Source organism: Luteimonas sp. TWI382 (assembly GCF_039674545.1).
Classification (GTDB): domain Bacteria; phylum Pseudomonadota; class Gammaproteobacteria; order Xanthomonadales; family Xanthomonadaceae; genus Luteimonas.
Genome location: NZ_JBDJNS010000012.1, coordinates 53,859 through 71,313 on the forward strand (window position 1 = coordinate 53,859; position 17,455 = coordinate 71,313).

Sequence of the window (17,455 nt, forward strand, 5' to 3'; positions counted from 1 at the left end):
CGCGATGCGTAAAGCAGCAGAAATCGACTTCAATCGTCCGCGTTTGCGCGATTGCTCGTCGATGCCGTCCCCCTGGAGGGAAACCGATCGAGCGACTCTGGTAGTTCCTACGACTCGACGACGAAAAAAAGTAAATCCAGGGGTTGACATCCCGCGCCCTCAGTCGCAACCTCATCCACGGAGCCTCGAAACTCCGTGCATAGCGGTACCCACCTCCGACAAACTGGTGGGTTTTTTGTGCCTGCATGTTTCGCAGGCGCAACCGGCGCGATCTCTACGTCGGGAGGGCGGTGAATACAACACCCGAAAGGGGAATAAGCCCGCCGGCTATGCACGGTTTCGAGCCTCCCGACTTCCCGTCCACCGTGCGCGGTGGCGGGGCACTTCCCATGGAATGGAGGCAAACGCGATGTCCAAGCATGACCATGATGATCAGCATCAGCCTGGCTACTTCGTACCGGAAGACAGCCGCACGCGGCTGCGGCAGCTGATCGAGCATATGCAGTTCTTGTCGGAACTGGCGCAGCCGCGCTCGCTGGCGGATGAGGAGCAAGGCATCCCGCAGGTGCGAGGCGGCGATGTGGCCACCTGCCTGACGCTGTTGGCCGAGCAGGCCGATCAGGTGCTCGAAGCGATGACGTGGCGCTCGTCGCGGGCGGCGCGGCAGGATGCGTACACGCCGCCGGAGGACGTGGAAGCTACCGAGGCTACGAGTGCCGATGATGCGCCGCACGAGGCCACGATGGGCGCGTACGCGAAGGCACGCGCAGCGGAGGCGTTTGATGTGCCGGACGACTTCGTGTTCGGCGTGACCATCGACCAGGCGGATGCGCTGGACCGTCTGGTGCAGACGCTGATGGCGCATGGCGATGTGCTGGCGTCCGGTCATGAAGACGATCTGGCTGACGCCACGATCTCGACGCTGGGGCTGGCGATCTCGGAAGGTGCCGACACGGTGCGCGAGATTCTGGAGCAGGTGCAGGAACAGCAGTTGCACGCGCCGTCCCGGCCGGCCACGGGTGTGCGTGAGCCGCGTCCTGCCTATGGGGCCGCGCTGCACTGATCGGGTGGGGTGTGGGGCCGGGCGTGCGGCAACGTTGCACGTCCGGCTCCAATTATCTAAACTTCAGATTGATGGTGCAGGGAACCTCGGCTGGATGGGTGCCGCGGATGGCACGCGGCGGAGGGTTCCACGCTATGCACGTACTGACTTCTCTGGACTCACTGCACAGGAAGCTCAACGCCATGACAGCGCAAAGGATGAGGGCCGGCGTCACGCTGGACCAAGTGGATCGCCTCGACCACCTACTGCAATCGATCACCGCCCTGGGTGATGTACTCGCGATGGGGGATGTGCCCGTGCTGCACAAGGAAACCGTGCCCACGATCGGGCACGCGGTCTTCCGGGCCGGGTGCGAGGCACGGGAGATTCTGGACACGTTCGACGTGCCTCGGCCCGACGCGGACGCGTCAGATGCAACGGTGGAGGCGAGCGACGACCCGATGGACGCCGCCGCTGCGGCGCGTGCCGCAAAGGAAGAGGATGTGCGACGCCGCCTCGACGAAGCGCGCACGCCAGAGGAACTTAACGCGGTGCTGGCAGACAGCTACTTCGACAAGATCCGCCAGGTGCTGGCCGATGGGCCTGGGGGTGATATCGAGGACGAGGATGAGGATGAGTAGTTCGGTGGGGCGGGCACGTGTCTTTCGATCGTGGCGCGCGCGTGGCCCTGCCCATCACACCGAAACGCGTACGCATCGAGGCAAACCCCGACACCGCAGACCGGACATTTCCGATAGCGCGTGTCGGGCATGCCTTCGATGATTGAGCTCGACGCCTTCTTCGACGCAGTCACGCATAAGGCGTCGTCCCCCACACACGGAGGTGAGTGATGACCGGATCATCGAACGACACGCCCGAAGGCTTGGGCTACTACCTGTCGGTGGATGCGCAGTTCCGCCTGGAGCGGCTGCGCGTGTTCATGCGTTTCATCGCGCGGTTGGCGGAGCCGCGCACCAGTGACGACGACCCGCCGCAACTGGACTGGCAGGAACTGCAGTTCTGCATGGAGCAGTTGGCCGAGCAGATCGACAGCGTGATGGAGGTGCTCGACTGGCCGGCGCGGCGGAATGCGGCTGACCACGTTGACGGGGATGCAACGTCCGCGTCGTTGGACGAGGACGTGCACGACGCGGCGCCTGCCGAACGTGCAGCCAAGACGGCACGGCCCGGCAGCCAGGCGTCGCGCGCGTCGACCGGCCAGGCTGAGGACGCACCTGCGGCGACCTCGTTCGGCCAGTGCACGGACGGCGAGCCGTTTGTCTTTGGCCTCACGACGGACCAGGCCGATGCGCTGGGACGGTTGTTGCAGACGATTGCCGCGCATGGCGACGTCATCGCCTCCGATCACGCGGACGACCTCGCCGACGACACCTTGTCGACGTTGGGCCTGGCGATCTCCGAGGGCGCGGATGACGCCCGTGTGCTGCTGGATCAGATCGAGACGCAACACCTCGGCGCCGCCTCGCGGCCGATCCACGGCGTCGAAGAACCCCGGCCTCGCTATGGCGCTGGCGTGGTGCAGCTCGCACATCGCCGCACCCATCTGCGCACGGCCGCACCGGCGTATCGGGTGCATTGAGCGGAGTGGCGCTGCCGGACGCGGCATGGCGTCCGGTAGTGCCAGTTCCAACCTTCCCCCGCGCGCGGGGGAAGGAGACGGGCGGTCGCTCGCGTGGTCGCCTCCACCGCGAGCGGAGAAAGGAAACACGCGATGATCTTGATCGTGACCTTCCCCGCGTGCGCGGGAGATCGGTGCCGTGGGCACCGGCACGACACGCACGAGACGAGATTGTCGCCTTGTGCGTGTCGATGCAGAGCGCCGGATCTGCCAGAGAATGACGTCAGGCGACGTCCGGCAACCCCGGCAGCAGTTTGTCGAGTGTGATCGGGTAGTCGCGCACGCGCACGCCGGTGGCGTTGTGGATGGCGTTCGCGATCGCGGCGCTGACGCCGCACAGGCCCAGTTCGCCGACGCCCTTGGCCTTCATCGGTGAGCTGTCCGCGTCGGCTTCGTCCAGGAACACGACCGCCTGTTCGGGTACGTCGGCATGCACGGGCACCTCGTAGCCGGCGAGGTCGTGATTGACGAAGAAGCCCAGGCGCTCGTCGACGGCCAATTCTTCAGACAAGGCGGCGCCGATGCCCATCGTCATCGCGCCGATGACCTGGCTGCGCGCCTGCTTCGGGTTGAGGATGCGGCCGGCCGCGCAGACGGCAAGCATGCGGCGCACGCGGGTTTCGCCGGTCAAGGCGTCGACGCCGACTTCGCAGAAATGTGCGGCGAACGTCGACAGCTGTTTGCGCTTGTCGAGGTCGCCGAACTCGATCGCGTCCTCGACGACGATCTGGCCGTCGCCGGCCACCTCGACGAGCTTGACCGCGCGTTCGCCGCCGCGCACTTCGCCGTCGACGAATTCCACCGTTGCAGGGTCGAGATCGAGCCGGGTTGCGATCACTTCGCGCAGTTTCATGCAGGCGGCATAGACGCCGGCGGTCGCGCTGTTGGCGCCCCACTGGCCGCCGGAGCCTGCGGACGCCGGGAAGTCGGAATCACCGAGCTTGACCTCGATCTGGTCGATCGGCAGCCCCAGCGTCTCGGCCGCGGTCTGCGCGATGATCGTGTAGCTGCCGGTGCCGATGTCGGTCATGTCGGTTTCGACCGTGACGCGGCCGTCGGGGTGCAGCCGCGCACGGGCGCCGGACTTGGTGACCGGTGCGTTGCGGAAGCCGACGGCCATGCCGAGGCCGACAAGCCAGCGGCCATCGCGGACGCTGCCATGCGCGGCACGGCGATGCCAGCCGAAGCGCTCGGCGCCCTGGCGCAGGCATTCGACGAGTTGGCGCTGCGAGAACGGCCGCTCGGGTTTCTCGGGATCGACCTGGGTGTCGTTGCGGATGCGGAACTCCACCGGGTCCATGCCGAGCTTGTCAGCCATTTCGTCCATGGCGATTTCCAGCGCCATCAGCCCGGGCGTCTCGCCCGGCGCACGCATCGCGTTGCCCTCCGGCAGGTCGAGCGTGGCCAGCCGCATCTTGGTCATGCGGTGTTCGCCGGCGTAGAGCAGCCGGGTCTGCTGCACCGCGACTTCCGGCCCGCCGCCAGGCAAGTCGCCCGACCAGCTTTCGTGCCCGATGGCGGTGATCCGCCCATCGCGACCGGCGCCGATGCGAATGCGTTGCTCGGTGGCGGGGCGGTGGGTGGTGTTGTTGGCGATCAGCGGTCGATGCAGGGCGACCTTGACCGGACGCTTGGCGGCGCGTGCGCCGAGTGCGGCGAGGATGGCGTCGGCGCGCACGAACAGCTTGCCGCCGAAGCCGCCGCCGATGTAGGGCGAGACCAGGCGCACTTTCTCCAGCGCAAGCCCCAGCGTGCGGGCGACGTCGCCGCGGCTCCAGGCGATCATCTGCTTGGAGGTCCAGATCGTTACATGGTCGCCGTCCCAGGCGGCGAGCGAGGCCATCGGCTCCATCATCGCGTGTGACTGGTCGGGCGTGGTGTAGGTCGCATCGAGCGTGACTTCGGCCGATGCGAACGCGCTGTCGAAATCGCCGACCGCGGTATCGGCCGGCGTGTCGCCGTCCGGCTTGATGGCGCGGTCCTTTTCGGCATGCAGCGAGAAGCGGCCGGGCTCGCGCGCATAGGTCACGCGGACCAGGGCGGCCGCCGCGCGCGCCTGCTCGAAGGTCTCGGCGACGACCAGCGCGATGGCCTGGTGGTAGTGCTCGATCGCCGGGCCGCCGAGCAAGGTCGCGGTGTTCATCCTGCCTTTGCCGAGCTCGCCGGCGTTGCGCGCGGTGACGACTGCCAGCACGCCCGGCGCGCGTTCTGCCGCCGAGGTGTCGAGTGCGGCGATGCGGCCCTTGGCGATGCCCGCGCCGACGACTTGGCCATAAGCGGCGCGCTCGGTGACGTCGTGCCATTCGTAGGCATACGGGGCGGTGCCGGTGACCTTGTGCGGGCCGTCGATGCGGTCGAGCGGCTGGCCGACCACGCGCAGGCGGTCGATCGGGTTGCGGCCGGCAGGGGTGTCGAATTTCATGCGCGGGTCTCCTGTGCCTCGACGAGCACGGCCGCGATCGTGCGCTGGGCGAGCGTGAGCTTGAAGCGGTTGTCGTCGGTGGGCGTAGCGCCGTCGAACAGGCGCGCCGCGACGGCGGTTGCGCCGTTGGGCAGTTCGGCATCGGCGGCCTCGCTGCGCCAAGGCGTGTGCGCGACGCCGCCCACGGCGATGCGGCCGCGGCCATCGTCGTGCACGATCGCCGCGACCGAAACCAGCGCAAAGGCGTACGAGGCCCGGTCGCGGATCTTGCGATAGAGCTGGCGACCGCCCACCGGTGGCGGCAGCGCGACTGCGGTGATCAGCTCGCCGGGAGCGAGCGCGGTCTCGCGCTGCGGCGTGTCGCCCGGCGCGAGATACAGATCGGCGAGCGCGATGTGACGTTCGCTTCCGTCGGGCTGGACGGTCTCCACGACCGCATCGAGTGCGCGCATCGCGACCGCCATGTCGCTGGGATGGGTGGCGATGCAGGTGCGACTGCCGCCGATGACCGCGAGCTGCCGGCTGTAGCCGTCCAGCGCGCCGCAGCCGCTGCCGGGCAGGCGCTTGTTGCAGGGCTGCGCGGTGTCGTAGAAGTAGGGGCAGCGCGTGCGTTGCAGCAGGTTGCCGGCAGTGGTCGCGCGGTTGCGCAACTGGCCGGAGGCGCCGGCGAGCAGGGCGCGCGACAGCACCGGATAGTCGCGGCGCACGCGAGCATCGGCGGCAAGATCGGTGTTGCGCACCAGGGCGCCGATGCGCAGGCCGCCATCGGGCGTCGCGTCGATGGTATCCAGCGCCAGGCCGTTGACGTCGATGAGCTCGGCAGGCGTCTCGATCTCGAGCTTCATCAGGTCGAGCAGATTGGTGCCGCCGGCGATGAACTTCGCGCTGGGGGCGCGGGCGACGGCTGCGGCGGCTTCGGCCGGGGACGTGGCACGCGTGTAGTCGAAGGCCTTCATGCGTCAGCCTCCGTCGCGCGGCGGCTACCGGCCACGTCCTCGATCGCGTCGAGGATGTTGGCGTAGGCGCCGCAGCGGCAGAGGTTGCCGCTCATGCGCTCTCGGATCTCGTCGGGGCTGAGCGTAGGACGCGCGGTGAGGTCGCCGGTGACATGGCTCGGAATGCCGGCGCGCACTTCGTCGAGCACCGCCACCGCCGAGCAGATCTGCCCGGGCGTGCAGTAGCCGCACTGATAGCCGTCGTGCTTGACGAATGCGGCCTGCATCGGATGCAGGCGCTCTGGCGTGCCGAGGCCTTCGATCGTGGTGACCTTGGCGCCGGTGTTCATCACCGCCAGCGTCAGGCAGGTATTGATGCGGCGGCCGTCGACGATCGCGGTACACGCACCGCACTGGCCGTGGTCGCAGCCCTTCTTGGTGCCGGTGAGCTGCAGGTGTTCGCGCAGCAGGTCCAGCAGCGTGGTGCGGGTGTCCACCTCGCGCTCAATGCGGCGGCCGTTGACCTCGAGCGTGACGCGCTGCATGACGGGTGGGCGGGGCGGCGCAGCAGTCACGGATGCGGTGGCGGCCTGGGCGATGCCGGGCGCAGCGACAGCGCCGGCCGAGGCCGCGCCTGCCTTGAGCAGTTCGCGGCGGGAGAGCGGGGACATGGCGGAATCCTTCTGGCTGGCGACCGGGGGCACGGGCTGGCGGGGATCGGGATGGGGCGGAATGCGTGCGCGGGGCGAGCGCATGCGAGCGGGATGCCAGCGAGCGTGCCGGTCGTGGCGTGTCGAGGGGATCAAGAACACGGCGGAATTTTGATCGGCGTGAGCGGTACGCCTATTCATTCGCCGCAAGCGGATGCGATGTGCGGCCTTGCGGCGTGCTGGCGGTGGGGTCCCACCTGTCGCGACCGCCACCGATCTCAGCTGCACAGGGACCTGCATGCGCGTTGGCGTTCATTCGGAGAATGGGGGCCGCGCTCGACCGTCACATGCGCTGGCGCGTGCCTACGCGTGCGCGCCGCGCCACAGCTGCAGTTGCGTGGCGATGCTCAACGCAATCGCGGCCGCACCGCGGCCGCAACCGGGAATCCCGACCGGCGATTGCAGGCGGTCGGCGAGCGCGTCGCGATCTTCAGCGCGCAGCAACTTGAACAGGTCGCGCCGCCGACGCTCAGGGCCGAGCAGGCCGATGAAGGGAATGCGCGAATCTGCCAGTGCCTCGAGCGCGTTGCGATCGGCCTCGAAGCCATGGTGCATGACCAGCGCGACGTCGGCATCGGCATGCGCGGCGATCGCGGCGGTGGGGGTTGCCTCGATCACGTCGATATCCGGCGCAACACGGGCGCGCCACGCATCGCGCGCATCGGCGACGACGACACGCCACCCCAGTGTGCGCAGCATCGGCGCCAGCACTGGCGTTTCCGGCCCGGTGCCGAGCACGAGCACGGCGGGCGCGCGTCGCACGACGACCGGCCAGTGGTCCACGGCGGAGGGCGGCACCGGTTCGCTGGGCAGGCGCCAATGCCATCGGCGTGCGCCGATGCGGCAGTCGATGTCGCCATCGCGACCGAACACGATCGTCAGGTCCTGGTGGTCGGCAAGCCAGGCCTGCAAGGCGGTGTCGATGCCCCGTAGCGCGGCGAGCGGCAACAGTGCGATCAGTTGGCGGCCCCGACAGCCGACGGCCGAGCCGAGGAACAGGGCACCATCGTCGCTCGTGTCGATCTCGAGCCAGCCCACCTGTTGGGTGGCTGCGGCGTCCATCGCCAACCGCGCGATCTCCGGTTCCAGGCAGCCGCCGCTGATCCAGCCGTGCGGCCGGGCTTCGCCGAACAGCGCGAGCGTGCCCGGCGCGGCATAGGTCGAGCCCTCGGTCTCGACGACGACCGCCAGCACCGGGCGCTGACCTGCCGTCAGCGCATCGCGCGCGGCCTGCAGCACCGTGCCCGGGTCGCCGTCCGCGAAGCGGGATCGCGGCATCTGCGCACGCGGCAGCAATGCCGGCGCGGTCGGCATCGGCGGCGTGCGAAGTAGGGGGGCGACTGCGACCATCGGGATCGGGAAGGCCGGCAGCGGAGCGATGCCGGACGCAAGCGAGGGAGGCGCCAGCCTCTATCAGTGGGTGTGAAGGTGGGTTGTAGGGCGCGCGGGCGTCAGGTTTGAGGTCCGGGGGAACACGGGCCCCCATCCCAACCTTCCCCCGTAAACGGGGGAAGGGGCACAGGCGTTGCTGCTATCCACCTATCCCGCTCGCGGGGAAGTCGCCGTGCGAAGTGTGGCGGGTGGGGGGGCCGTCGCCGGAAAGCGCCCCCAGCCCAACCCTCCCCCGCGATGCGGGGGAGGGCGCCAAGGTCGCCGCGCGCAGCGTGACGGGTGGGGGCAGCTCTTCGCCCGTCAGCCGCGGTGCGCGCGGTCGGCGCCGACCGCGGCGGCGCCGCGCAGCAGCATGCGGATCATCTTCGCGAGGTCGTCGACCAGGGCCTCGTCGCGTTCGGGCGGCGAGTCGAGTGCAGTGCCGCCCAGCGCGAACACCAGGCGGGTGATCGCGCGGGCCACCAGCGCGGGTTCGTGGAAGGCCGCGCCCTGGGCGGCGGCGATGCGCACCAGATCGGCGCGCAGTTCGTCCTCGAAGAAATGCAGTTGCCGGTCCACCGCGCGCTTGAATGCGTCCGAGCCCACGGTGCCTTCGCGCAGCAACACATGCAGCAGTTTGTCGTCGGCGCGCAGGCGTTCCATGAACGCCTCCAGCGACCCGCGCACGATGCTGCGGCCCGAGACCGCGCGCTTGCGGGCGTCGCCGACGATGCGGCGCAGCGATTCGCCGGCCTGGTCGATCAGCGCGACGGCCAGCTCGTCCATATCGTGGAACTGGCGGTAGAAGCTGTTGGGGGCGATGCCGGCTTCGCGCGCGACCTCGCGCAGGCTCAGCGTCGAGACACTGCGGTGCGGACCGATCAGGCGCAGCGTCGCGGCAATCAGGTCGTCGCGCACGATGGTCGGCTTACGGCCGGGTTGACCGTCCTGAGCGGCGGGATCGCCGGCGGGCGCGGGGGCGGTGACGGTCAAAGGGAAAGCCAGATGGAGCGGGCGACCAGCATAACAGCGCCTCCGGACTCCCCGCCTGACCGCGGTCTGTGGGCGGCTGAACAATTAATGCACAACTGTATACACGCCTGTGCGGATGCCTGTACAGTCGCGCCATGTCCGCCGTCTCCCCGCTTGCTTCCCGCCCGCGCAGCCCGCTTCGTCGGCTTGCCGCGCCTTTCGTCGCGCCTCCGGTGTTCGACTTCTGGGCCCGCCGGCTGCATCCCACGTGGACCTGGGAGCGGCCGCTTGCACGGGTCGTCGGCCGAGTACCGGCCGCCGAAGGTGCGGTCACGCTGACCTTGCAGCCCAATCGTCACTGGACGGGGGCGCAACCGGGCCAGCACGTCAATCTCGGTGTCGAGATCGACGGCGTGCGCGTCACGCGCAGCTACAGCCTCGATGCGCCGGTCGGCGCCGATGGACGGCTGACAATCACGGTCAAGCAGGTCGAGGGCGGCCGCGTCAGCGGGCACCTGCTCGAGCACGCACGTCGCGGCGATGTGTTCGATATCGGTCCGGGCTTTGGCGAGCTGGTGCTGCCCGAGAGGCCTCAGGGCGCCTGGTTGTTGCTGGCCGCTGGCAGCGGGATCACGCCGATGATGGCGCTGATCCGGCAACTTGCCGCGCAGGACATGCCGGTGCCGGTGACGCTGTTGTACTGGGTGCGCCATCGCGCGCAGGCGTGTTTCGTCGAAGAACTCCGCACATTGGCCGTACGCCATGCCGGCTTCGACGTGCGCTTCGTGCTGACGGGCGAGGCGCCCGCAGCCGGCGACGAAGCCGGCGGCCGTCTCGATGCCGCGCTGCTGGACACATGGGTGCCCGATCTTGCGCAGCGTCAGGTCTATGCCTGCGGGCCCGGCGGCTTCGTCGCCACTGCGCAGGCGCTGCTCGACGGGCGCGTGCCGCTGTTGCGCAGCGAGGCGTTCACGCCGCCGCCGAATCCGCCGGTCGACGACAGCGGCACGGTGTCGGTGCATCTGGCGCGCAGCGGGCGCGCGCTGACATTGCCGCGTGGCACCAACCTGCTGGCAGCGCTCGAAGCCGAAGGACTCAAGCCACGCTCGGGCTGCCGCATGGGCATCTGCAACACCTGCGCCTGCGGCAAGTCCGCCGGCGCCGCGCGCGACCTGCGTACCGGCCACGTCCACGGCGAGCCCTCGGCTGCGCTGAAGCTGTGCGTCAGCAGTGCGGTCACCGATCTCGTTCTCGATCTTTAGAAATTGCGGAGCTCCCTGATGTCCAAGACCACCGCCCGCCGCCTGGGCGCGCAGGAACTCGAAGCCTTCGGCGCCGAACTCGACGCGCTGCACACGCGCACGATGGCGCAGGTGGGCAAGGTCGATGCCGACTACATCCGTCGGATCGTCGCGGCGGTGCGCTGGACGGGCCTGGCCGGTCGCGCGCTGCTGATGCTCGGCGCGGTCGTCGGCGCGTTCGTGCCCTGGGTGCTGTGGGCGGCCTGGCCGACGGGCGTGCTGTTGCTGGCGCTGGCCAAGATCCTGGAGAACATGGAGGTCGGGCACAACGTGATGCACGGCCAGTACGACTTCATGGGCGATCCGCAACTCGAGGGCCGGCGCTACGAGTGGGACATCGTCGCGACCGGCGACAACTGGCGGCATTCGCACAACTACCGCCACCACACGTATACGAATGTGCGCGGCATGGACGATGACATCGGCTACGGCCTGCTGCGGATCTTCCCCGAGCAGCGCTGGAAGCCGTTCTACCTGTTGCAGCCGCTGATCGCGCCGGTGTTCGCGCTGTATTTCCAGTGGGGCGTGGCGATCCAGGAACTGAAGGTCGGCCGCTGGTTCGCCGGCAAGATGCCCAAGGGCAAGCTCGCGCGCGATTTCGCGCCGGTCGGGCGCAAGATGGGCCGACAGCTGCTCAAGGACTACGTGGTGTTCCCGGCACTGGCCGGGCCGTTCTTCCTGCCGGTGCTGCTGGGCAACCTGGTCGCCAATGGCCTGCGCAACATCTGGACGTTCGTGGTGATCTTCTGCGGCCACTTCACCGCCGATGCGGAGGTGTTCCCGAAGGACTGCCTGCGCCAGGAGACCCGCGGCCATTGGTACCTGCGTCAGCTGCGCGGTTCGTCGAACATCGGCGGCGGCCGGCTGATGCATCTGCTGACCGGCAATCTGAGCCACCAGATCGAGCATCACTTCTATCCCGACGTGCCGGCGCATCGCTACGGCGCGATGGCGGTCGAGGTGCGCGAGATCTGCGCGCGTTACGGCCAGCCCTACAACACCGGTTCGCTGCTGCGGCAGTTCGGCCAGGTGACCTGGCGGATCGTGCGGCATGCGTTCCCGAGCCGGCCGCGCCGCGCGCCGGCGCCGCTGGTCGGCGCGCCGCAGCAGGCCTGACAGGCCGGCACGCGCCGCGCGGTCAAAGACTCGCGCGCAGGTCGGTCAGGGTCGCCATCAGCAGCATCGGATCGAGCGGCGAAGGCTCGAATCCCACCTGCCGGTAGAAGCGGGCGGCGTCTTGCGACAGCGCGTGCACCAGTAGGCCGCGGATGCCGATGGTGTCGGCCGCCTGCAGGACGCGCAGCGCGGCATCGCGGACGAGCGCGCGTCCGATGCCGCGCCCCTGCAGCGATCGATCCACGGCCAGGCGGCCGAGGACGACGACCGGGATCGGCTCGGGCATGTTGCGTCGGAAGCGGCCCGGCGCCGAGGCGACGGCGACTGCGCTCGAGGCCAGTGCGTAGTACGCCATGACGCGTCCATCGGCGCATGCGACGAAGGTTCGCGACGCGCCGCTGGTCTGGTTGGCGAGCGCGCGCCGTCGCAACCACCGGTCCAGCCCGTCTTCGCCCGAGTCGAACGCGTCGACATCGTGCAGGGCGGTCAACGGTTCAGGAGCAGAGATCGTCATCGCGTCTGCGTGGCGGTGTCCCAGGGGGCCGGGGTCTGCATGGTCGTACGCAACTGGACGTTCGGCTCGGGCGGCTGGTCCAGCCGCGCGAGGAAGGCAGCGTAGGCCTTGCTGTCGACATGGAAGGTCGCCTGGTCGAGCAGTGCTTCCTCGGCAGCGGCGCGGGCGGCTGCCAGCACGAAGTCGGTGCGGTTTTTGCTGAGGGTCTTGGCGGCGCGATCGATCAGCGCCCGGTCCTCTACCCGGATCCGAAGATTCAGGGTCTCGCGCTTGATGGGGGGGCGGCTGGTGGTGGGCATGACGACGGGCCTAGCGTGGGCTGATGGAATCATCGCACAGGTGTAATGACGATGTCGTTACGCCGGGCCGGGGCGGCGCGCCGGCCGACGCGGCCGATACGGTGGCGGGTCGATAATGCCGGCCGCTTCCGCTTTTCAGGCCGCCCCATGCCCAATCCGCCGTCGTCGACGCCTTCCGGTCCTGCGCAATGCGTGCGTGTGCGTGGCGCGCGCGAACACAACCTCAAGGACGTCGATGTCGACATCCCGCGCGATGCGCTGGTGGTGTTCACCGGTGTGTCGGGCTCGGGCAAGTCCTCGCTGGCCTTCGGCACGCTGTTTGCCGAGGCGCAGCGCCGCTATCTCGATTCGATCTCGCCTTACGCGCGTCGGTTGATCGACCAGGCGGGCGTGCCGCAGGTCGATGCGATCGAGGGCCTGCCACCGGCAGTGGCGCTGCAGCAGGCGCGCGGCACGCCGACGGCGCGCTCGTCGGTGGGCAGCCTGACGACGATCTCCAATTCGCTGCGCATGCTGTATTCGCGCGCCGGCGACTACCCGCCGGGGCAGGCGATCATCTACGCCGACGGGTTCTCGCCCAACACCCCGGCCGGCGCCTGCCCGACCTGTCACGGGCTGGGCCGCATCTACGACGCGACCGAGGCGTCGATGGTCCCCGATCGCAGCCTGACGATCCGCGAGCGCGCGGTCGCGGCATGGCCGGGCGCCTGGCACGGCCAGAACCAGCGCGACATCCTGACCACGCTCGGTATCGACGTCGACGTGCCGTGGGCGAAGCTGCCCAAGAAGACCCGCGACTGGATTCTGTTCACCGACGAGCAACCGGTGGTGCCGGTCTACGCCGGCTTCAGCCTCGACGAGGTGCGCCGTGCGCTGAAAAAGAAAATGGAGCCCAGCTACATGGGCACCTTCACCAGTGCGCGGCGCCACGTGCTGCACACCTTCGCCCATACCCAGAGCCCGCAGCAGAAAAAGCGCGCGGCGCAGTACCTGATCGGCGCCGACTGCCCGGATTGCGACGGCAAGCGCCTGCGGCGCGAGGCGCTGTCGGTGACGTTCGCCGGGCTCGACATCGCCGCGTTCTCGCAGCGCCCGCTCGACGAACTCGCCGGCCTGCTGGCCCCGGCCGCGGCGGGCAAGACGCATGCCCGCGCGCACCCCGAGCAGGCCTTGGCCGCGCAGCGGATCGCGCAGGACCTGCTGGCGCGCATCGCGGTGCTGCAGGACCTGGGTCTGGGCTATCTGACCCTGGCGCGCAGCACGCCGACGCTGTCGCCGGGCGAGCTGCAGCGGCTGCGCCTGGGTACCCAGATCCGCTCGCAACTGTTCGGCGTGGTCTACGTGATGGACGAGCCCTCGGCCGGCCTGCATCCGGCCGATGCGCAGGCGCTGCTGCGCGCCCTCGACCAGCTCAAGCGCGCCGGCAATTCGCTGTTCGTGGTCGAGCACGAGATCGACGTGATCCGGCACGCGGACTGGATCGTCGATGTCGGGCCGGCCGCGGGCGAACAGGGCGGTCGGGTGCTCTACAGTGGGCCGCCGGCGGGCTTGGCGCAGATCGAGGCCTCGGCGACGCGGCGCTATCTGTTCGCCGGGCACGCGCCCGAGGCCAGCTGGCTGCGCGCGCCGACCGGCTGGTTGCAACTGCGTGGCATCGTGCGCAACAACGTACGTGGGCTCGATGTCGACCTGCCGCTGGGCGTGTTCGCGACCGTCACCGGCGTCAGCGGGTCGGGCAAGTCGTCACTGGTGAGCCAGGCGCTGGTGGAATTGCTGGGCGCCCACCTGGGCCAGGTGGGGGATGCCGACGAGGCGCCGCTCGACCCGCTCGAGCGCGGCGTCGAGACGCCGGTCGAGGGGCGGATCGTCGGCGGGCTCGACGCCGTGCGCCGGCTGGTGCGGGTGGACCAGAAGCCGATCGGGCGCACGCCGCGCTCGAACCTGGCGACCTATACCGGTCTGTTCGACCACGTGCGCAAGCGCTTCGCCGATACGCCGGCCGCGCGCCGTCGCCGGTTCGATGCCGGGCATTTCTCGTTCAACGTCGCCAAGGGGCGCTGCGCGACCTGCGAGGGCGAAGGCTTCGTCAGCGTGGAACTGCTGTTCATGCCCAGCGTCTATGCGCCGTGCCCGACCTGCCACGGCAGCCGTTTCGACGCGAAGACGCTGACGATCACGTTGCGGGGCAAGACCATCGCCGACGTGCTCGGCATGACCGTCGCCGAGGCGGCGGCGTTCTTCGAGGACGACACCGCGATCGCGCGACCGTTGCAGGTGCTGCTCGAGGTCGGCCTGGGGTATCTGCGACTGGGACAGCCGGCGACCGAACTGTCGGGCGGCGAAGCCCAGCGCATCAAGCTGGCCAGCGAACTGCAGCGGGCGCAGCGGCGCGGCACGGTCTACGTGCTCGACGAGCCGACGACCGGTCTGCATCCGAGCGATGTCGACACCTTGATGACGCAGTTGCACGGGCTGGTGGACGCGGGCAATACCGTGATCGTCGTCGAGCACGACATGCGCGTGGCCGCGGCCAGCGACTGGGTCGTCGATATGGGGCCGGGGGCGGGCGCGGCCGGCGGCCATGTGGTCGTGGCCGGGCCGCCGGCGGCCGTCGCCAAGCACCGCAGCAGCCGGACCGCGCCGTTCCTGCGCGAGGCGATGGCCTGAGTCCGTCGCGCGCGCGGTGGCCGCGGTGGCGGCGTGCCCTACGGCGGTTGCCGTGATCCCGGTGCCTGTGGCATACGACTCGGTCGGCCGATCGGGCCGCAGCGGCGACGGGGACGATGGCACGAGCGGACGGGCGGGGCATGAGGCGGCTGGCGGCGTGGGCGATGGCAGTGCTGGCGCTTCCTGCCGCCGCGCTGGCGGCAGGCCCCAGCGCCGACGACTACGCGCGCTCGCTGGCGCTGCGCGCGCAGTGGAGTGAGTTGACGCGCAACGTGACCTGGCCGGCGCGCTGGACCGACGACGGGCGCTTTCACTATCGCGCGACGGTCGAGGGCGGGTTCGCATTCCTGCGTTACGACCTGGCCGGTGGCGGGTCGCGCCGCGCGTTCGACCATGGCGCGATCGCGGCCGCATTGGGCCGCGCCGACGGCACGCGCCACGATCCGCTGCACCTGCCGTTCGATGCGTTCGACTACGAGGCCGGCGGTCGTGCGATCGCGTTCCAGGTCGGCGATGTGCGCTGGGGCTGCACGCTGCATCCCGCGCATTGCGCGCCGAAGCCGGCGCGCCCGGGCCGTCCGCGCGCATTCGGCGTGGTGCGCGACCTCACGGTGGCCGCCGACACGACGCCGCGGCCATCGCCCGACGGGCGCTACGAGGCCCAGGTCGAAGGCGACAACGTCGTCGTGCGCCGGGTCGCCGATGGCCAGGTGGTGCTGCGTGGCAGCGGCGGGAGTGCAGCGGCGTTCGACGATCCGCAGACGCTGGCCTGGTCGCCCGATTCGCGCTGGCTGGCGGGCTATCGCGTCGTGCCGGGCGATCGCCGCGAGGTCGTGCGGGTGGAGACCGCGCCGCACGACCAGCGCCAGCCGCGGGTGCGCACCCAGCTCTATCCCAAGCCCGGCGACCGGGTCGACATCGAGCGGCCGGTGCTGTTCGATCTCGCGCAGGGCCGGCAACTGGAGATCGAGGCGTCGATGTTCGCCGATCCCTACCGGCTCTCGCCGATCCAGTGGCGTCGCGACAGCGGCAGCTTCGCCTTCGAGGTCGTGCATCGCGGCCACCAGCGTGTGGACGTGATCGCGGTCGACGTGCCGGCCGGCGATGGCGCGGCGATTGCCCGGGTCGCGATCGCCGAACCCAGTGCGACCTTCGTGGATACCTGGCGCGGGTTCCGCCACGAGGTCGGCGGGCTCGGTGATGAGATCGTCTGGGTGTCGGAACGCGACGGCTGGCGTCACCTGTACCTGTTCGACGGCCGCAGTGGCGCGATCGGCCTCCAGCTCACCCGCGGCGACTGGGTCGTGCGCGAGGTACTGCGGGTCGACGAGACCACGCGCCAGGTCTGGTTCACCGCCAGCGGGATGGATGCGGGGCGCGATCCGTATTTCCGGCAGCTGTTTCGCGTCGGCCTCGACGGCGGCGATCCGGTGCGCTTGACTGAGGTGGATGCCGACCACGACATCGCACTCTCGCCCGATGGCGCGTACTACGTCGACGTGTACTCGCGCGTCGATCTGCCGCCGGTGATGGAACTGCGCCACGCCGACGGCCGTCTGGTCGCGGAGATCGCGCGCGGCGACGTCTCCGCGCTGCGTGCGGCTGGCTGGCGGCCACCCGAGCCGTTCGTCGCCCAGGGGCGCGACGGCGTCACCGACATCTGGGGATTGGTGGTGCGCCCGCGCGATTACGATCCGGCGCGGCGCTACCCGGTGATCGAGAACATCTACGCCGGCCCGCACGATGCGTTCGTGCCCAAGACGTTCTGGCCGTTCGGCTACCACAGCGGCGGCGACAAGCCGATCGGCATGCAGGCGCTGGCGGACCTGGGCTTCATCGTCGTGCAGATCGACGGCATGGGCACGGCGCATCGGGGCAAGGCCTTCCACGACGTGGCGTGGCGCAACCTGGGCGACTCGGGCTTCCCGGATCGCATTGCCTGGCACCGTGCGCTGGCCGCGGTCGATCCGGCCTACGACATCTCGCGCGTGGGCATCTACGGCGCCTCGGCCGGCGGCCAGAGCACGCTCGGTGCGCTGCTGTTCCATCCGGCGTTCTACAAGGTCGGTGTGGCCTGGAACGGCTGCTACGACAACCGCATGGACAAGATCAGCTGGAACGAGCAGTGGATGGGCCTGCCCGAGGGCGAAGGCGACCACTACGCGCGCGCGTCGGGCGTGGACAATGCGCACCGCCTGCAGGGCGAGCTGCTGCTGATCCTCGGCGAGCAGGACGACAACGTCGACCCGGCCTCGACGATGCAGGTCGCCGATGCGCTGATCCGCGCCGGCAAGGATTTCGAACTGCTCGCCATCCCCGGCGGCGGCCATGCCGTCGGCCGGTCCAATGGGCCGATCGACTACGCCCACCGTCGCCAGGCCGATTTCTTCGTCCGCCATCTGCTCGGCGCCGCGCCGCCGCGCTGGAACCGTGCCGCGGCCGCCGCCCCATGAAACCGTTGTCCAGG

General features: G+C 69.7%; 14 protein-coding genes. 7 read left to right on the forward strand and 7 right to left on the reverse strand.

Annotated elements, in window-relative coordinates; translation table 11 throughout:
• The first annotated feature begins 409 nt into the window (after positions 1-409).
• The 3 genes from ABE505_RS09740 to ABE505_RS09750 all read left to right on the forward strand — a co-directional run bounded on the left by ABE505_RS09740 (position 410) and on the right by ABE505_RS09750 (position 2,642).
• Positions 410-1,063, forward strand: coding sequence for a hypothetical protein (locus ABE505_RS09740; RefSeq protein ID WP_346442132.1), 654 nt, complete (start codon positions 410-412; stop codon positions 1,061-1,063).
• 134 nt (positions 1,064-1,197) lie between these two features.
• Positions 1,198-1,683 (forward strand): hypothetical protein, encoded by a 486-nt coding sequence (locus ABE505_RS09745; RefSeq protein ID WP_346442131.1) that lies wholly within the window; start codon positions 1,198-1,200, stop codon positions 1,681-1,683.
• A gap of 209 nt (positions 1,684-1,892) precedes the next feature.
• Positions 1,893-2,642, forward strand: a complete 750-nt coding sequence (locus ABE505_RS09750) for a hypothetical protein (RefSeq protein ID WP_346442130.1) — start codon at positions 1,893-1,895, stop codon at positions 2,640-2,642.
• A 262-nt stretch (positions 2,643-2,904) separates the two neighbouring features.
• Here ABE505_RS09750 and paoC read toward each other — a convergent pair whose 3' ends face one another.
• From paoC to fabR, 5 genes are all read right to left on the reverse strand, one after another.
• Entirely contained in the window at positions 2,905-5,103 is a 2,199-nt protein-coding gene (gene paoC / locus ABE505_RS09755) for an aldehyde oxidoreductase molybdenum-binding subunit PaoC (protein ID WP_346442129.1), read from the reverse strand.
• Entirely contained in the window at positions 5,100-6,059 is a 960-nt protein-coding gene (locus ABE505_RS09760; RefSeq protein ID WP_346442128.1) for a xanthine dehydrogenase family protein subunit M, read from the reverse strand. Before ABE505_RS09760 ends, paoC begins: the two co-directional genes overlap by 4 nt.
• On the reverse strand, positions 6,056-6,709 hold the full coding sequence (gene paoA / locus ABE505_RS09765; protein WP_346442127.1) for an aldehyde dehydrogenase iron-sulfur subunit PaoA: 654 nt from the start codon (positions 6,707-6,709) through the stop codon (positions 6,056-6,058). Before paoA ends, ABE505_RS09760 begins: the two co-directional genes overlap by 4 nt.
• Before the next feature lie 342 nt (positions 6,710-7,051).
• Entirely contained in the window at positions 7,052-8,062 is a 1,011-nt protein-coding gene (locus tag ABE505_RS09770; RefSeq protein WP_346442126.1) for an XdhC family protein, read from the reverse strand.
• Positions 8,063-8,440: 378 nt separating this feature from the next.
• The gene (gene fabR / locus ABE505_RS09775) at positions 8,441-9,112 is read right to left on the reverse strand and encodes an HTH-type transcriptional repressor FabR (RefSeq protein WP_346442125.1); all 672 of its coding nucleotides are present in this window, start codon (positions 9,110-9,112) and stop codon (positions 8,441-8,443) included.
• A 134-nt stretch (positions 9,113-9,246) separates the two neighbouring features.
• Here fabR and ABE505_RS09780 point away from each other — a divergent pair, with 134 nt between their 5' ends.
• Both ABE505_RS09780 and ABE505_RS09785 read left to right on the forward strand, forming a co-directional pair.
• Positions 9,247-10,353, forward strand: a complete 1,107-nt coding sequence (locus tag ABE505_RS09780) for a ferredoxin reductase (protein WP_346442124.1) — start codon at positions 9,247-9,249, stop codon at positions 10,351-10,353.
• A gap of 18 nt (positions 10,354-10,371) precedes the next feature.
• On the forward strand, positions 10,372-11,508 hold the full coding sequence (locus ABE505_RS09785) for an acyl-CoA desaturase (protein WP_346442123.1): 1,137 nt from the start codon (positions 10,372-10,374) through the stop codon (positions 11,506-11,508).
• 22 nt (positions 11,509-11,530) lie between these two features.
• Here the strand turns inward: ABE505_RS09785 and ABE505_RS09790 are convergent, their stop codons facing one another.
• Positions 11,531-12,022, reverse strand: a complete 492-nt coding sequence (locus tag ABE505_RS09790; RefSeq protein ID WP_346442121.1) for a GNAT family N-acetyltransferase — start codon at positions 12,020-12,022, stop codon at positions 11,531-11,533.
• Positions 12,019-12,321, reverse strand: a complete 303-nt coding sequence (locus tag ABE505_RS09795) for a DUF1778 domain-containing protein (RefSeq protein ID WP_346442119.1) — start codon at positions 12,319-12,321, stop codon at positions 12,019-12,021. Before ABE505_RS09795 ends, ABE505_RS09790 begins: the two co-directional genes overlap by 4 nt.
• A 147-nt stretch (positions 12,322-12,468) precedes the next feature.
• Between ABE505_RS09795 and ABE505_RS09800 the strand changes: the two genes are divergently transcribed.
• Together ABE505_RS09800 and ABE505_RS09805 are read left to right on the forward strand one after the other, a co-directional pair.
• Positions 12,469-14,988, forward strand: coding sequence for an excinuclease ABC subunit UvrA (locus ABE505_RS09800; RefSeq protein ID WP_346442118.1), 2,520 nt, complete (start codon positions 12,469-12,471; stop codon positions 14,986-14,988).
• Positions 14,989-15,128: 140 nt separating this feature from the next.
• On the forward strand, positions 15,129-17,441 hold the full coding sequence (locus tag ABE505_RS09805; protein WP_346442117.1) for a prolyl oligopeptidase family serine peptidase: 2,313 nt from the start codon (positions 15,129-15,131) through the stop codon (positions 17,439-17,441).
• Positions 17,442-17,455: the final 14 nt, after the last annotated feature.